Below are 14,486 nucleotides of genomic sequence, written 5' to 3' on the forward strand. Positions count from 1 at the left end.
CCTAAGGCGTCAAGTGGGCCTGGACCGTGGGGGCGTAGCGGTTCACCACGTCCTCCACCGCCGTCGCCCTCAGGTCGGCGCCCCGGGCGATGCCGTACATCACGCCCAGCCCGAGCAGGGTGCCCACAGCCAGTTCGGCCCGCAGGCCGGCGTCGGCACCCTGGAGGCGCTCCGCGAGGCGTTCGACCACCTGGGTGCGGAAGTTGACGCGCAGGATGTCGCCGTGTTCGCCCTGAACCGGGGCGAAGGCGATCCTCAGGAGAGGGTCGGCACCGCGTTCGATCTGGCCCGTGAGGACGTGACGGACCATGTGGCGGCCCAGGTCCGCCAAAGGGGCGTCGAGGAGGTCGGCCGCGTCGGACTCGAAGGACATGACACGGGCGAGCAGGGCGTCCTTGTTGCCGAAGTACTTCACGATCAACGGCGGGCTGACTCCGGCGCGTTCGGCGACCGCCTTGAGGGTGATGTCGACGTGGGGGGTGCGGGCCAGGAGGTAGCGTGCCGCCCTCAGGATGGCGGCCTTGGTCGTCTCGGCGTCCCGGCGAGTGGGTGTGGTGGTGGTGGTGGGTGTGGTGCTCACGGCCCTCATATTCCCTCCATCGCCTCGTCCCGCGCTTCCCTGGTGGTGTCCTTGGCCCGGCGGGGCTTCTCGGGCGCGGAGTCTGCGGGAATGGTCAGGGCCGCCGCGCAGGCCGCCAGAGCGACCGTACCCGCCATGGCGAAGGCCAGCAGGTAGCCGTGCAGGGTGGGCACCGCGACACCGCCGAGCGGGCCGGCATGGTGGACGAGCACTGCCGCGACCGCCGCGCTGGAGACGGCCTGGCCGATGGTGCGCATCAGGACGTTGACGCCGTTGGCGGAGGCCGTCTGCTCGGCGGGGACGGCTCGCAGGATCAGGGTGGGCAGGGCCGAGTAGGCCAGGGTGGTACCGGTGGCCACCACAGTGGCGCCCAGGATGATCATCCACAGGTCCCGGCTGTCCGCGATGCGTACCGCGTAGCCGCATGCGATGACCGCGGCGCCGAGGGCGAGGGTGATGCGCGGACCGCGGGTCGCGGAGATCCGTGCGGAGAGGGGCGAGAACAGCAGCATGGTGACGCCGCCGGGCAGCAGGCACAGGCCGGTGGCCACGATCGACAGGCCGAGCCCGTAGCCGGTCTCCTTCGGAGCCTGCACCAGCTGGGCCGTCACCAGGGAGTTGGCGTAGAAGGCGAAGCCGGTGAGCAGGGCGGCCACGTGCGACAGACCCACCCGGGGCCGGGTGACGAGCCGCAGGTCGACCAGCGGCTGTTCGGTGCGCAGTTGGCGCCACCACCACAGGGCGAGGACCACGACGGACGTGAGGAACAGCGCCAGGACCCGGGTGCCGGCCCAGCCCCACTGTCCGCCCTGGGAGACCCCGAGCAGCAGGCTGATCAGTCCGACGGCCAGCCCCAGGGCGCCTGCGATGTCGAAGCGGCCGGGCTGCCGCACGGGCGACTCGCGGACCGCCCACGACACGGCCGCGACACCGAGCGCGCCGAGCCCGCTGGTGAGCCAGAACATGGTGTGCCAGTCGGCGTACTGGACGACCATCGCGGCCAGCGGCAGGCCCAGGGCGGCGCCGATGCCGACCGTGGAGCTCATCATCGCGACCGCGGAACCCCGGCGCTCGGGCGGCAGTTCGTCGCGCAGGATGCTGATCGACAACGGCACGACGGCGGCGGCGGCACCCTGAAGGGCCCGGGCCGCGATGAGTACGGTGATGTCGGACGAGAGGGCGCACATCACCGAGCCGACCGTCATCAGGGCGAGGGCTCCGGTCAGGACCTTGCGCTTGCCGTACATGTCGCCGGCCCGGCCGAGCACCGGGGTGAGGACGGCTCCGGCCAGCAGGGTCGCGGTGACCATCCAGGACACGGCGGCGGCCGAGGAATGCGTCAGCCGGGGCAGGTCCGGAAGCAGGGGGACGACCACGGTCTGCATGACGGCCATGAGGACGCCGCACATCGCCAGGACCGGCACGGTGAGCCGCTTCCGCAGACTCGCTCCGCGCGGCGGGGATATGGGGCCCTGCTGGTCCATCGACGCTCCGGAATTCGTGGGTGAATGGCAATTCACTCTATCGGTGAATCGCCATTCACCCAATACTGATTCCGAACGGTGGACTACTTGCGGGCGTCCGAGGTGCGGGCGTCCGAAGCGCGTGCATCCGAGGCCCGTACGGACAGCTCGCGCGCGTGCACGGTCCGCGCGACCTTGGGGCCGAGCCAGCGCTTGAGCCTGCGCAGCGCCTCCAGCTGCCCGGCGGCCTTGTCGATCCGGTAGTACAGCTGCGGTGGGACGTAGGGCAGCAGTGGCGAGTGCCGCTGGCCGAGCAGGGCGAACATCTGCTCCGGCGGGAGGCCGATGTAGCGCGGCAGGTTCTCGTACCACTGGGCGCTGTAGCGGGCCGCGCTCTGAATGGAGAGCAGTTCCGACCTGCGCTGCCGCTCGTAGCGGGCGAGTGCCTGCGGCAGCGACGGGGGCTCGCGCAGGGCGTCGGCGAGGGCGATGGCGTCCTCCAGGGCGAGGGTGGTGCCGGCGCCGACGGAGTAGTGGGTGGTGTGGGCCGCATCGCCGAGCAGGACGACGTTGTCCCGCTGCCAGGTCTGGTTGGTCAGGGTACGGAAGCTGAGCCACTGGGCGCCGCCCGAGCCGGTGGAGCGGCCGATCAGCGGGTGGCCGTCGAGGATGTCGGCGAACAGCTTCTCCAGCAGGGCCATCCCGTCGGCCTCGTCGGCCCGGTCCAGGCCGAGGCCGGTCCAGGTCTCCGGCGCGCATTCGACGACGCAGGTGCTGCGTTCGGGGCTGAAGGCGTAGCCGTAGCACCAGATCCAGCCGTGGTCGGTCTCGGCGAAGGCGAAGGTGAAGGAGTCGAAGACCTTGCTGGTGCCGAGCCAGATGTAGCGGTTGCGGCCCATCTTGGTCTCGGCGCCGAAGTGGTCGGCGTGCCGGGTGCGCAGGGCGCTGTGCACGCCGTCACCGGCCACGACGAGGTCGGCCTCGGGGACGTTGTCGCCGGTGATCTCGTGCTCGAACTCCAGCTGTACGCCCAGGGCGCGGGCCCGCGCGGCGAGGATCTCCAGCAGGCGGTGACGGCCGATGCCGAAGCCCTCGTCGCTGGGGCGCCGGGTGACCAGGTCACGTACCCGGGCTTCGCCCTCGTTCCAGGTGACCGAGGCCTCCTCGACGGCGCGGGCCGACTCGGGGTCGTGTTCGTGGAGTTTGTCGAGCAGTCCGCGCCAGTAGGTGACGCCCCAGCCGTAGGTCGAACCCTCCAGGTCGCGCTCGTGGACAGTGATGTCGTGGGACGGGTCCTGCCGTTTCAGCAGGATGGAGAGATACAGGCCGGCGGGCCCGCCGCCGATGCAGGCGACCTTCACGCGCACCCCTAGGGATTACTCAGAGCGGTCAATTGGCAGCGCAGAGTAGCAGTCCGGGAGGGTGGCCCCCTGCTGCGGATCGCGTTGCTTCCTGTGGGCAAGGTGGCCCTCTGCCTGCGCGTTCACCCGCAAAGGAGCACCGGACCCACGGTCACCACGGGAACGAATTCCTCCGTCCGGGGACCGGAGGGCTCTTGCCACAGCAAGGTCATCTTCGTTCGACTCTGTATGGCATGTAGGTAATTGTCCGGATCGCAGCCGACCTGCCGCGGGTGATTTCTCCCGCTCTCGCCGGGGCCGACACGCATGCGAGTCGTCAACTCAGGATGCACATCGCATGCCGGAGCTCACCGGCCGCACCGCAGGCGACCGCCGAAGGCCACCACCCCCGACGGCAGCTGGGTCGGCCTGGTCAGCCACTACGGCCCGGCGCCCACCTCGCGCCCCGCCGCACGCGCCGCTGCCTTGCGGCGGTTTGCCCCGCAGGTCGTGCGGTACCCGCGCCGGACACACCGAGGGCGCGAAGGAGGGATTCATCCATGTCGCAGGTCGAGGAATCCATCGAGGTCGGCGTGCCGGTGCACACCGCCTACAACCAGTGGACGCAGTTCGAGACTTTCCCGGAGTTCATGAGCGGGGTGGAGCGCATCGAGCAGCGCACCGCCACACTCACGCACTGGGTGACCAGCGTCAACGGAGTCCACAGGGAGTTCGACGCGGAGATCACCGAGCAGATCCCGGACGAGCGGGTCGCCTGGACCACGATCGCCGGCGAGACTCAGCAGGCCGGCGCGGTCACCTTCCACCGGCTCGACGAGGACCACACCAAGGTGATGCTGCAGATGGACTTCCATCCGGACAGCATCACCGAGAAGGTCGGCGACAAGCTCGGGTTCGTGAAGCGGCAGACCAAGGGCGACCTGGAGCGCTTCAAGACGTTCATCGAGGAGCGCGGCCGGGAGACCGGCGAGTGGCGCGGGGCGGTCATCTGACCTTCACGGGCCGTCGGCCCGCATCCGCAGCGGGCTAACCGGCCTCTTCCGTACGGCACTCCGGGTGTCCCCAGCCCTGGGCGTTCTTGGCGATGGGCTCGCCCGCCGCGTAGGGGCGTCCGCACATGCACCGGCCGGGGAACTTGGCCTTGATCGTGCGGGAGGACGAACCACCGCTCCGCTTGGGCGACTTGGCCCGGGCGGGGCGGTCGGCTTTGGGGGTGTCCGGCGACGGTGGCGGCACCGGGGAGCCGAGGGCGCTGCTCGCGGGTTCCTGGACGATCGCCGCCTGGCTGGCCGCGCGGTCGGCGAAGTCGTTGAGCCTGTCGCCGTCGACCTGGTGGGCGGGGACGTATCGGAACTCGACGGAGCGCCCGTCGAGCAGTTCGTCGATCCGGACCACGAGGTCCTGGTTGGCGACCGGCTTGCCCGCGGAGGTCTTCCAGCCGTTGCGCTTCCAGCCGGGCAGCCAGGTGGTGACGGCCTTCATCGCGTACTGCGAGTCCATCCGGATCTCCAGCGGCACATCCGGTTCGACGGCGCTCAACAGCCGCTCCAGCGCGGTGAGTTCGGCGACGTTGTTGGTGGCCTTGCCGAGCGGCCCCGCCTCCCAGCGGTCCGGCGTCTCCGTCTCGTCGGCGACGACCCAGGCCCAGGCCGCGGGTCCCGGATTTCCCTTCGAAGCCCCGTCGCACGCGGCCACCAATCGTTCACGCATGCGCCCGATCATGCCATGAGCCGACGGGTGCCCCGACCTGAACCGGGATCACTCCGGCGCGGAGACAGCGGGCGTGTCGCCGGACAGGTCAGGTAGCCGGTGGCCGGGACCCGCCCCCCCGTCCGAGCACGGGGATCTGTGCTCGACGTGTCGCTCAGGGCACGTCGGTGACCTGGGGCAGTTCGCCCTGGGTCGTGGTGACGTCGATCACCGAGAAGCTCGCGCCCTGCGGGTCGCTCAGGGCGGCGAACCGGCCGAAGGGTGAGTCCATGGGTCCGAAGCGCAGGATGGCGCCGAGCTTGGTGGCGCGGGCGACGGCGTCGTCGCAGTTGTCGACGGTGAAGTAGACGTTGATGTACGCCGGCACCTCGGGCGGGAAGTCGTCCATCATCCTCATCCGGCCGAGGACGGTGTTGTCGCCGAGGTTGAACATCCGGAAGTCCATGGCGTCGTCCTGGATCTGCCGGCTGCTGTAACCGAAGACGGCGGGGAAGAACGTGTCGGACTTCTCGGGCTCGCGGGTGTAGATCTCGGCCCAGCAGAACGCCCCGGGCTGCTCGGGCGGTGCCTCGAAGCCTTCGTGGGTGCCGCCCTGCCAGACGCCGAAGACGACGCCGCTCGGGTCGCGGCCCAGGCACATCGTGCCGAAGTCGCCGACCTGCATGGGTTCCATGAGCACTTCGCCGCCGTGTTCACGGATCCTGGTGGCGGTGGCGGCGGCGTCCGGCGACGCGAGGTACAGGCACCACTGCGAGTGGCCCTCCTGGCCGGGCATCGGCGGTACGACGGCGGCGACGGCCTTGCCGTCCGCGTAGGCCTGCGTGTAGTTGCCGTACTCCGACGACGACTCGCCGAAGGTCCAGCCCAGGACGTCGCCGTAGAAGCTCTTGGCTCCCTCGACGTCGCTGAACATCGCGTCGGCCCAGCAGGGGGTTCCCTCAGGTTGTACGGCCATGATCGTGGCCCTTCCCGAATCGGTGGTGGGTCCGCTCCTCACGCTAACCACGGGTGCGCCCGACCGCGCGTCGAACCGGCGGTTCCGCTAGGGGCCGGTCTCAGCGCACGGGCGACCCGCTCGTGGTCCCCTCCCCCGGAGTCGTCGCGTTGAGCACGTCCAGCGTGCCGTGCGCCCTCAGCAGCCGCCGGGTGTCCGCGCTGCACACCACGGAGAACGTTCCCCCGCCTTCGGCCGGCTTCGACGCCAATCTGGCCAAACCGCTGCTGCCGACCGACCTGACGGAGTTCCTGGAAAGTCCCTGCGGCGACTGAACCCGGTGCGTGTCTTCCCCCCGGTGCCGGGTTGTGCTTGCCTGGGGAACCGTTTTTCGGCGACCGGGGCGGGAGTCACGCATGCGGAGGGCGTGGATCGTGGGGGTGCTGACAGGACTTCTGCTGCTCGGGGCCTGCTCGGACCCCTCGGACGGGCCCGAGGTGCCACCGCCCGCTCCGGACGTCTCCCGGGCGGCCACCACACATCAGCGGGCGCAGCCCTCGCCGAGGACCTCTGCCGCGGTCGTCGCCCCGCGCGTGCTGTATCTCGGCGACTCGATCGCCACGGAGGCGCAGCAGGTCCTCGGCCAGGAGCTGCGCCGGAGCCTGCGGGCGACGTACACGAGCGCGCCCTACTCGGGCACCACTCCGTGCGACTACCTGGAGGGCACCGGCAAGAAGTCGCTGGTGCCCGACCGGGACAAGGCCGCCGCGCTGGTCCGGGCGCTGCACCCGGACGTCGTGGTGCTCCAGTTCTGGGGCAACGCGTGGGGATACACCTGGTGCATGGACGGGATCAGCCATGCCGCCGCGCCGCGGAAGTACTTCAGCAGATACCGGGCGGACCTGCGAAGGCTGACCGAGCAGATCGCGGCGGCGGGCGGCGAACGGCGCCCACGGATCGTGTGGGTGGCGCAGGGCCCGGACCCGATGACCCCCGACCGGGTCCGGCGCGTGAACGAGCTGTACGAGGCGCAGGCGGCCGCCTCGGGCGACGTCGTCGCCGACGCCGGTGCCGCGGTGGCCCCGGCCGGCTCCCGCTACACCTGGGCGCAGTACCTGCCGTGCACCGCCTACGAGCACGAGCACCCGGACTACTGCACCCAGCCGGACCGCGACCGCACGGCCATGCACATCGACAAGGACTACCTGCACTTCTGTCTGGCGCCCACGACACCCACGCCGAAGCCCTGTCCGGTCCGCTCCCCCGGCATCCTGCGGATGGCCCAGGAGATCTCGCGGGTGGTCGGGTCGTCCTGAGCCGCCCTCAGAAGTACTCAAGGTGCCCTCACTCGCCCGCGTAGGCCCTGTCCAGCGCGGCGATGTCGAACTTGTGCATCGCCATGAACGCCGCGGTCACGCGGGCCGCCTTCGCCGGGTCCGAGTCTGTGATCATGGCCTGGAGCCGGTCCGGGACAACCTGCCAGGACACTCCGAACCTGTCCTTCAGCCAGCCGCAGGGGCCGGGCTCGCCACCCTCGGTGAGTTTGGCCCAGTAGTAGTCGATCTCCTCCTGGTTCTCGCAGAACACCATGAAGGAGGCCGCCTCGGTGAACTTGAACAGAGGGCCGCCGTTCAGCGCGAGGAACCTGTGGCCGTTGGCCGTGAACTCGACGGTCATCACGGAACCGGCGGCCTGGGGTGCGCCCTCCGGGTACCGCGCGACCGCACCGATGCTGGAGTTCTTGAAGATGGACACGTAGTGGTGGGCGGCCTCCTCGGCCTGGCCGTCGAACCAGAGACAAGTGGTGAAACCTTCGGTGGCCATGCGTACCTCCCGGGTCGTGCGAACGCCCCTCGTGGGAACGCCCGTCATCCATGTCGACCGATCCTCGCCACGAAACTCATCGGTCGCCGGGGAAGTAATCCAGGTGGCCGACACACCCACCCGAACTAGCATCCCGGCATGACGTCACCGCGCACGGACCTCGTCCAGCCCTTCCGCCTCGACATCGCGCAGAGCGACCTGGACGACCTCCACGACCGGCTCGACCGCACCCGGTGGCCCGACGACCTCTCGGCCACCGGGTGGGCGTACGGCGTACCGGCCGGCTATCTGCGCGAACTCGCCGACCACTGGCGGCACTCCTACGACTGGCGCGCGGCCGAGGCCTGGCTCAACGAGTGGCCGCAGTTCACGACCGTCATCGACGGGACGACCATCCACTTCGCCCATGTCCGCTCCCCGGAGCCGGACGCCACCCCGCTGGTCGTCACTCACGGCTGGCCGGGCTCGATCGTCGAGTTCCTGGATGTGGTGGGCCCGTTGACCGATCCCGTGGCCCACGGCGGTGACCGGGCCGACGCCTTCCATGTCGTCCTACCGAGCATTCCCGGCTTCGGGCTGTCCGGTCCGCCCGCGGACACCGGCTGGGAGGCGGGCCGCATCGCCGACGCGTGGGCCGAGCTGATGACGCGACTCGGCTACGAGCGGTTCGGCGCGCAGGGCGGCGACTGGGGCTCGGCGATCTCCCGGGAGCTGGGCCGCGCCCACCCCGAGCGGGTCATCGGCGTCCACCTCAATCTGCTGCCGGGTGCGCAGGCGACCCACGAACCGACCGAGGAGGAACTCGCCCCGCTCGGCCCGGGGGAACGGGAGCGCACCCTCGAATCATGGCGCCGGTGGAGCGACTGGTCGCGTGAGGGCACCGGCTACGCCGTCCTGCACTCCACCCGTCCGCAGACCCTCGCCTACGCGCTCACCGACTCGCCGGTCGGCCAACTGGCCTGGATCGTCGAGAAGTTCCAGGCGTGGACGGACTCCACGGAACTGCCGGAGGAGGCCGTGGACCGGGACCGGATGCTGACCAACGTGATGCTGTACTGGCTGACCGGGACCGCCGGCTCGGCCGCCCGGATCTACTACGAGCGGGCCCACGCCTCGAGCGGGCGGGCGGCCCGGCCCACCGAGCCCTCGACCGCGCCGACCGCCCTCGCCCTGTTCCCCGCGGAGATCCAGCTCCCGCTCCGCCACAAGGCCGAGCGCACCGAGAACCTCGTGCGCTGGACCGAGCTCGCCCGGGGCGGACACTTCGCGGCGATGGAGGAGCCTGACCTGCTGGTGGACGACGTGCGGGCGTTCTTCCGGCAGCTGCGCGAGAAAGGCTGAGCACACCGGTGGGCCCGCACTCTGCCGGTGGCGAATCTGCCACCGGCAGAGAATCAGCATCGGGGCATCGTCCGAGGTCAACAGTGGAGTCGACAGCACCCCTACGACCACGAGGACCGCCCATGACTTCCATCAGGGCCGAGGAGGGCGACACCCCTCCCACCCGCTTCGACGACCAGCTCGCCGCCCAGCTCCTCGCCCAGCGCATCGTGCTGCTGGGCACCCAGGTCGACGAGGTCTCCGCCAACCGGGTCTGCTCCCAGCTGCTGATCCTGTCCGCGGAGGACCCGCGCACCGACATCAGCCTCTACGTCAACAGCCCCGGCGGCTCGGTGCACGCGGGTCTGGCGATCTACGACACCATGCAGCTCATCCCCAACGACGTGTCGACGCTCGCCATGGGCTTCGCCGCGAGCATGGGGCAGTTCCTGCTCAGCGTGGGCACGGCCGGCAAACGCTTCTCGCTGCCCAACGCGCGGATCATGATGCACCAGCCGTCGGCGGGCATCGGCGGCACCACCGCGGACATCGAGATCCAGGCACAGAACCTGGACCACACCAAGCGGACCATCGAGCGGATCACCGCCGAGCACACCGGCCAGAGCCCGGAGACCATCTCCCGGGACGGCGACCGCGACCGCTGGTTCACGGCGGAGGAGGCCAGGGAGTACGGCATGGTGGACCAGGTCGTGGAGTCCCTCGCGGACGTCCGCCCGGCCGCCTCGAAGCGACGGATGGGACTCTGACATGGGGACGTACACGATTCCGAACGTCATCGAGCGGACCCCGCAGGGCGAACGGTCCTACGACGTGTTCAGCCGGCTGCTGGCGGAGCGGATCATCTTCCTCGGCACCGAGATCGACGACGGCGTCGCCAACGTCGTCATCGCGCAGCTCCTGCACCTGGAGTCGTCGGCTCCGGAGAACGAGATCGCCGTCTACATCAACTCGCCCGGCGGCTCGTTCACCTCGCTGATGGCGATCTACGACACGATGAGCTACGTCCAGTCGCCGATCTCGACGTTCTGCGTCGGGCAGGCGGCCTCCACGGCCGCCGTACTGCTGGCCGGAGGGGATCCCGGGCGGCGGTCCGTCCTCGAGCACGCGCGCGTGCTGCTCGGCCAGCCCGCCAGCGGCGGCAGCCGGGGCATGGTCTCGGACCTCGCCCTCCAGGCCAAGGAGATGGTCCGGATCCGCTCCCAGGTGGAGGAGGTGCTGGCCCGGCACACCCACCAGGACACCGGGACCCTGCGCACCGACATGGACCGCGACAAGGTGTTCACCGCCGAGGAAGCGGTGGCGTACGGGCTGGCCGACGAGGTGGTGAGCCGGCGCCTCGTACGGGTCTGAGGCGCCGGTCCCGCGTCAGGCGGCCAGGCACATCCCGTCGTACGACGATCCCGGCGCCGTGCCGCGGCTGCGGGCGGAGTGCCGGGTCAGCTCGCTCTGAGCGAGGGAGAGCAGGTCGCCGAGGCCCAGGCCCAGGGCGTGGGCGGCGGCCGCGAGGACCTCCGAGGAGGCCTCCTTGCGGCCGCGCTCCACCTCGGAGAGGTAGGGCATCGAGATCCTGGCCGCGTCGGACACGTCCTTGAGCGTGCGCTCCTGGGCGAGGCGCTCGCGGCGCAGGACGTCTCCGACGAGGTCACGCCACAGGGGCTCCCTCGTCTCCGTGGCGGCGGGACTGCGCGGTGCGACGGGACGCGGCGGTGTCGTGGCGGGGCGTTCGGACACCGGGCGGGCGGTCCTCGGGCGCGCGGACTGCGGGCGCAGAGGGATCACGCGGGCTTGGTTCAACGCTTCGTTGCTCACCGTCCCAGCCTAGGTTCCGAGGCCGAACTGGGAAGGGGTCGGCGTTCCGCCCTGGGTGAATCGTCGCCGGGAGAGGTGAGAGTCCGGGATGCGGCTCGGCCCGTGGACTTCTTCAGCCGGGCTCGGGCCACCGCGAAGGGTGGTATCCGGCCACTTCTACCGGGCCGAAGCGGACCGTCGTCCGGGGTTCGCCCTGACGCCGCGAACTTCGAGCGCCGCCGGGGGCATCGACGTGCTCCTCTTGTGTTCCGGCCATCGGGCACGCGTCCGCGCCCGCCACGAAGGCTTTGTGCGCTGTCCTGGGAATCCGAATCGGGCCTCACCGTGACGGCCGGGTCGCCAGGCGTCACCTCCATGAGCTCGCCGCCGCCGGGACCAGCGATTTTGCGCCGTCGGCGAACGTCACGGACATGCGTCGTCACACTCCGGGTATGCGAAGGGTGAGGGAGCTGCGGGCTGATCGGTCGGCCGGTGGCCGGGGACGCATATGTCAGCGCGTTCCGGGTACCCGGCAGACCGCGCATCATTTGCAGCACCCGAGACAACCCAGGCCGAAGAGGCAGACGTCGAGCCGTGACTTACGTGGGAGAGGCAATGCATACCGCCGTCACCGCCGTGAACCGCTCGGAGGCAGCAGCCACCGAGCTCGCAAGCGGAACCAGGACCGGTGGGACACCGCTGCCGGGAGTCGCGGAACCGCGGTCCGTCGCGCCTCGGGACGCAAGGCAGCTCTCTCGCCAGTTCTTCCGCCGCCTGACAGAACTCGAGGAGGGCACGCACGAGTACCAGTACGCGCGCAACACCCTCATCGAGATGAACATGTCGCTCGTGCGGTTCGCGGCCGGAAGGTTCCGGGGCCGCGGCGACGACATGGAGGACATCGTCCAGACCGGCATGATCGGCCTGATCAAGGCGATCGACCGGTTCGAGGTGTCGCGCGAGGTCGAGTTCACCTCCTTCGCGCTTCCTTACATCGTCGGCGAGATCAAGCGGTTCTTCCGCGACACCACCTGGGCGGTGCACGTCCCCCGCCGCCTCCAGGAGCTGCGCGTCGAGCTGGCCAAGGCGCGTGAGGAACTCGCCAGCCGCCTGGACCGCGACCCGTCGGTCGCCGAACTCGCCACCCTGATGAACATCACCGAGAGCGAGGTCGTCGAGGGGCAGATCGCCTCCAACGGCTACAACTCCTCGTCCCTGGACGCCGCCCTGACCGGCGACGGCCCCGAGGGCGGTGAAGCGGTGCTCGCCGACTTCATCGGCGTCGAGGAAGAGGGACTGCGGCTCGTCGAGGACTTCCAGTCGCTCGCCCCGCTGATGGCCGAGCTCAGCGACCGCGACCGCGAGATCATCCACATGCGGTTCGTGGAGGAGGCCACCCAGTCGGAGATCGGTGAGCGTCTCGGCTGCTCGCAGATGCATGTGTCCCGGCTGATCAAGCGCATCATCATGCGGTTGCGCGAGGGCATGCTGGGCGAGCTGGGCTGCGCCTGACCCGAACGCGGCACAAGGGCGCTTCAGCGCACACACGGAAAGCGGGTGCCGTCCCAGGGCGGCACCCGCTGTGCGACCGGGCCGGCTCACTCCTCGGCGTCGAACCCCACCACGGCACGTACCCGCTTGCCCACCGGCACGCGTTCCGCCGCCACCTCCCGTGCCAGGACGTGCACGATCTCCAGACCGTGCCGGCCGACGCGTTCAGGATCCCGCGGGAACCTGCGGGGCAGGGCGGCGCTGCTGTCGTAGACCGTGACGGCCACGGCGACGTCGGAGCCTTCCAGCTCAAGGATGTACGGCCCGTTGCTGTGCCGATCGGCGTTGGTGACGAGTTCGCTCACGACGAGGAGCACCTCGTGCGCGGTACGGTCACCGATCGCGGCGCACCACTCGTTTCTGAGCCTGCCAAGGAAATCCGCGGCGAACGACCGCGCCTCTGCGATACATCCCGGCTCGCCTGTGTAGTGCGCCGCCTGGCGTAGCGGTTCCACGGGCACGTCGAAGCCAGTCGGTATCACTGCCCCGTCCAGGTGATCGATCATGCGTGTCTCTCTCGGAAGCCGGACTGGCCGGACGCTGCTGCATCAGTGCTCGTACCCCGAGTCTCGCGTCGCAGTCCCGGAGACACGTCACACCCGTCGGTCCCGGAGATTCCTCACAAAAGCCCTACATCACCGGCTCGCTGTACAGGGAGGCCGAGCGGGTCGCCCCGGGCGTGGTGTCGGAGGCGAGGGGTGCCTGCGGCTGCGAGGAGTCGGGGGACGCGGGCTCGTCACCCGAGGAGGCGCTGCTGGGTGGCACCGAGGAGGGGGGCAGGAGGCCCGGGGCCGGCGAGGACGGGGCGGTCGAGGTCGGTGGACACGGGCTCGGGCTCGCCGATCCCGAGGGTGTACCGGTCGGGGTTCCTGTGGTTCCGGCCGACGTGGAGACGCAGGGCGCCGGGGAACTCGGGGAGGTCGGTGCGCTCGGCGTCGTCGGGGGTGTGGGTGTCGACGTGCTCACCGACGGGGAGGGACGGACCGGCGGGTCGGTCTTGTGGTCCTTGTGGCCGGTGTCGCCACGGTGCCGGGCGATCCAGTCGTGGCGGTCGGGATCGTAGATCACGAAGATGTTGATGATCGTCGTGGAGGGCGCGACCACGACCACGTTCGAGGGCTGGTACGACGACCAGGTGTCGCCGGCGCGCTTCGGCGTGGCCTGCTGGGCGACCGGCGGGGTCAGCGGGTTGCCGCAGGCGCAGCGCGTGCGGGGCACTCCGTGGTCGTCGACGAGGACCGCGGTGCCGGTCTGGAGAACGGCCTGGTAGCTGGTGGCGTCGCCGTCGCGGTAGCCGTGGTTGGTGACGCGGGTGTCCATGCGCAGCTGGACGGGTGTGAGCGAGCGCAGATAGACCGGGACCTCTGACGGCTGGACGCCGGCGACGGAGGCGAAGGCCGTGTTCTTGGCGGGGGCCGCCCGGAGGGCCTTGATCTGCTTCTCGACGTCGCAGCTGGAGACGTTGCGGGTGCCGCCGTAGAGGCCGGGAGCGGCGCCGTCCACCCCTCGTACGGCGTTCGCGGACTCGTCGGAGCCGGTCGGGGAGGCGGCGACCGGTGGGGCCGAGCTGTCCTTCGCCGTCGACTCGGTGAAGGGGTCGGGGCCCGTCTTGGCGGCGGACTGGAGGAAGACCTCGCCGTTGCCGCTCGCCGATTTCGACCCGCCCCCGGAGCGGGTGAAGACGACCGCGAGGACCACTGCGGCGACCACCGCGGTGGCGATCATCGCGATCCTGGGCGCCGATCTCCACCAGGGGCGGCCGGGTTCGGGCGGGGTTGCCCCGCCGCCGGTGCCCGGAGGCTGCGAGGGCGGGCCCGAAGGCGGCTGTGAGGGCCCGGACAGCGGGCCGGAGGGCGGTCCTGTGGGGCGTCCTGATGACGGTGGTTCGACGCTCACGAGCTCTTCCTCCCGGTGCGGGATCCCTGCGGCACGTG

Annotated in this window: 16 protein-coding genes; 7 read left to right on the forward strand and 9 right to left on the reverse strand. The window is 70.5% G+C overall.

The annotated features are described in order from the left end of the window. Position 1: 1 nt before the first annotated feature. From OHT57_RS03910 to OHT57_RS03920, 3 genes are all read right to left on the reverse strand, one after another. The gene (locus tag OHT57_RS03910) at positions 2–589 is read right to left on the reverse strand and encodes a TetR/AcrR family transcriptional regulator (protein ID WP_328744483.1); all 588 of its coding nucleotides are present in this window, start codon (positions 587–589) and stop codon (positions 2–4) included. Beyond that, a complete protein-coding gene (locus OHT57_RS03915; protein ID WP_328744484.1) occupies positions 586–2,064 on the reverse strand; it encodes an MFS transporter in 1,479 nt (492 codons plus the stop codon). The genes OHT57_RS03910 and OHT57_RS03915 overlap by 4 nt, the downstream gene beginning before the upstream one ends. Before the next feature lie 83 nt (positions 2,065–2,147). Then, positions 2,148–3,410, reverse strand: coding sequence for an FAD-dependent monooxygenase (locus OHT57_RS03920; protein ID WP_328744485.1), 1,263 nt, complete (start codon positions 3,408–3,410; stop codon positions 2,148–2,150). Positions 3,411–3,943: 533 nt separating this feature from the next. Between OHT57_RS03920 and OHT57_RS03925 the strand changes: the two genes are divergently transcribed. After that, complete coding sequence (locus tag OHT57_RS03925; protein ID WP_328744486.1) at positions 3,944–4,396, forward strand: SRPBCC family protein; 453 nt, start codon at positions 3,944–3,946, stop codon at positions 4,394–4,396. Between the two features lie 34 nt (positions 4,397–4,430). Here the strand turns inward: OHT57_RS03925 and OHT57_RS03930 are convergent, their stop codons facing one another. After that, on the reverse strand, positions 4,431–5,126 hold the full coding sequence (locus OHT57_RS03930) for a ribonuclease H family protein (protein WP_328744487.1): 696 nt from the start codon (positions 5,124–5,126) through the stop codon (positions 4,431–4,433). Between the two features lie 142 nt (positions 5,127–5,268). Continuing rightward, complete coding sequence (locus OHT57_RS03935) at positions 5,269–6,069, reverse strand: VOC family protein (protein ID WP_328744488.1); 801 nt, start codon at positions 6,067–6,069, stop codon at positions 5,269–5,271. A 149-nt stretch (positions 6,070–6,218) separates the two neighbouring features. On the opposite strand from OHT57_RS03935, the gene OHT57_RS03940 reads away from it, so the two are divergent. After that, positions 6,219–6,383, forward strand: coding sequence for a hypothetical protein (locus OHT57_RS03940; protein ID WP_328744489.1), 165 nt, complete (start codon positions 6,219–6,221; stop codon positions 6,381–6,383). Between the two features lie 81 nt (positions 6,384–6,464). Then, the gene (locus OHT57_RS03945; protein ID WP_328744490.1) at positions 6,465–7,364 is read left to right on the forward strand and encodes an SGNH/GDSL hydrolase family protein; all 900 of its coding nucleotides are present in this window, start codon (positions 6,465–6,467) and stop codon (positions 7,362–7,364) included. A 28-nt stretch (positions 7,365–7,392) separates the two neighbouring features. On the opposite strand, the gene OHT57_RS03950 is transcribed toward OHT57_RS03945, so the two are convergent. Next, the gene (locus OHT57_RS03950; RefSeq protein WP_328744492.1) at positions 7,393–7,872 is read right to left on the reverse strand and encodes a VOC family protein; all 480 of its coding nucleotides are present in this window, start codon (positions 7,870–7,872) and stop codon (positions 7,393–7,395) included. 138 nt (positions 7,873–8,010) lie between these two features. Between OHT57_RS03950 and OHT57_RS03955 the strand changes: the two genes are divergently transcribed. The 3 genes from OHT57_RS03955 to OHT57_RS03965 all read left to right on the forward strand — a co-directional run bounded on the left by OHT57_RS03955 (position 8,011) and on the right by OHT57_RS03965 (position 10,563). Then, positions 8,011–9,213: an epoxide hydrolase family protein gene (locus OHT57_RS03955; RefSeq protein WP_328744494.1), complete on the forward strand. Its 1,203-nt coding sequence runs from the start codon at positions 8,011–8,013 to the stop codon at positions 9,211–9,213. 122 nt (positions 9,214–9,335) lie between these two features. Then, positions 9,336–9,959 carry an ATP-dependent Clp protease proteolytic subunit gene (locus tag OHT57_RS03960; RefSeq protein WP_328744495.1) on the forward strand — a complete coding sequence of 208 codons (624 nt, stop codon included), beginning with the start codon at positions 9,336–9,338 and terminating at the stop codon, positions 9,957–9,959. A 1-nt stretch (position 9,960) separates the two neighbouring features. After that, positions 9,961–10,563, forward strand: a complete 603-nt coding sequence (locus OHT57_RS03965) for a ClpP family protease (protein ID WP_328744496.1) — start codon at positions 9,961–9,963, stop codon at positions 10,561–10,563. Positions 10,564–10,578: 15 nt separating this feature from the next. Here OHT57_RS03965 and OHT57_RS03970 read toward each other — a convergent pair whose 3' ends face one another. Next, complete coding sequence (locus OHT57_RS03970) at positions 10,579–11,022, reverse strand: helix-turn-helix domain-containing protein (RefSeq protein ID WP_328744497.1); 444 nt, start codon at positions 11,020–11,022, stop codon at positions 10,579–10,581. Positions 11,023–11,616: 594 nt separating this feature from the next. Between OHT57_RS03970 and OHT57_RS03975 the strand changes: the two genes are divergently transcribed. Beyond that, positions 11,617–12,513, forward strand: coding sequence for an RNA polymerase sigma factor SigF (locus OHT57_RS03975; RefSeq protein WP_328744498.1), 897 nt, complete (start codon positions 11,617–11,619; stop codon positions 12,511–12,513). 86 nt (positions 12,514–12,599) lie between these two features. On the opposite strand, the gene OHT57_RS03980 is transcribed toward OHT57_RS03975, so the two are convergent. Beyond that, positions 12,600–13,058 carry an ATP-binding protein gene (locus OHT57_RS03980; protein ID WP_328744500.1) on the reverse strand — a complete coding sequence of 153 codons (459 nt, stop codon included), beginning with the start codon at positions 13,056–13,058 and terminating at the stop codon, positions 12,600–12,602. A gap of 124 nt (positions 13,059–13,182) precedes the next feature. Then, on the reverse strand, positions 13,183–14,448 hold the full coding sequence (locus tag OHT57_RS03985) for a DUF6777 domain-containing protein (protein WP_328744501.1): 1,266 nt from the start codon (positions 14,446–14,448) through the stop codon (positions 13,183–13,185). Between the last annotated feature and the right edge of the window lie 38 nt (positions 14,449–14,486).

The sequence above is a fragment of the Streptomyces sp. NBC_00285 genome (assembly GCF_036174265.1).
Classification (GTDB): Bacteria; Actinomycetota; Actinomycetes; order Streptomycetales; family Streptomycetaceae; genus Streptomyces.

What these genes read in the sequence shown, in the direction of transcription:
- OHT57_RS03910 (WP_328744483.1), bottom strand. Translation starts at nt 589, where the DNA reads ATGAGGGCCGTGAGCACCACACCCACCACCACCACCACACCCACTCGC.
- OHT57_RS03915 (WP_328744484.1), bottom strand. Translation starts at nt 2,064, where the DNA reads ATGGACCAGCAGGGCCCCATATCCCCGCCGCGCGGAGCGAGTCTGCGG.
- OHT57_RS03925 (WP_328744486.1), top strand. Translation starts at nt 3,944, where the DNA reads ATGTCGCAGGTCGAGGAATCCATCGAGGTCGGCGTGCCGGTGCACACC.
- OHT57_RS03930 (WP_328744487.1), bottom strand. Translation starts at nt 5,126, where the DNA reads ATGATCGGGCGCATGCGTGAACGATTGGTGGCCGCGTGCGACGGGGCT.
- OHT57_RS03935 (WP_328744488.1), bottom strand. Translation starts at nt 6,069, where the DNA reads ATGGCCGTACAACCTGAGGGAACCCCCTGCTGGGCCGACGCGATGTTC.
- OHT57_RS03945 (WP_328744490.1), top strand. Translation starts at nt 6,465, where the DNA reads ATGCGGAGGGCGTGGATCGTGGGGGTGCTGACAGGACTTCTGCTGCTC.
- OHT57_RS03950 (WP_328744492.1), bottom strand. Translation starts at nt 7,872, where the DNA reads ATGGCCACCGAAGGTTTCACCACTTGTCTCTGGTTCGACGGCCAGGCC.
- OHT57_RS03955 (WP_328744494.1), top strand. Translation starts at nt 8,011, where the DNA reads ATGACGTCACCGCGCACGGACCTCGTCCAGCCCTTCCGCCTCGACATC.
- OHT57_RS03960 (WP_328744495.1), top strand. Translation starts at nt 9,336, where the DNA reads ATGACTTCCATCAGGGCCGAGGAGGGCGACACCCCTCCCACCCGCTTC.
- OHT57_RS03965 (WP_328744496.1), top strand. Translation starts at nt 9,961, where the DNA reads ATGGGGACGTACACGATTCCGAACGTCATCGAGCGGACCCCGCAGGGC.
- OHT57_RS03975 (WP_328744498.1), top strand. Translation starts at nt 11,617, where the DNA reads ATGCATACCGCCGTCACCGCCGTGAACCGCTCGGAGGCAGCAGCCACC.
- OHT57_RS03980 (WP_328744500.1), bottom strand. Translation starts at nt 13,058, where the DNA reads ATGATCGATCACCTGGACGGGGCAGTGATACCGACTGGCTTCGACGTG.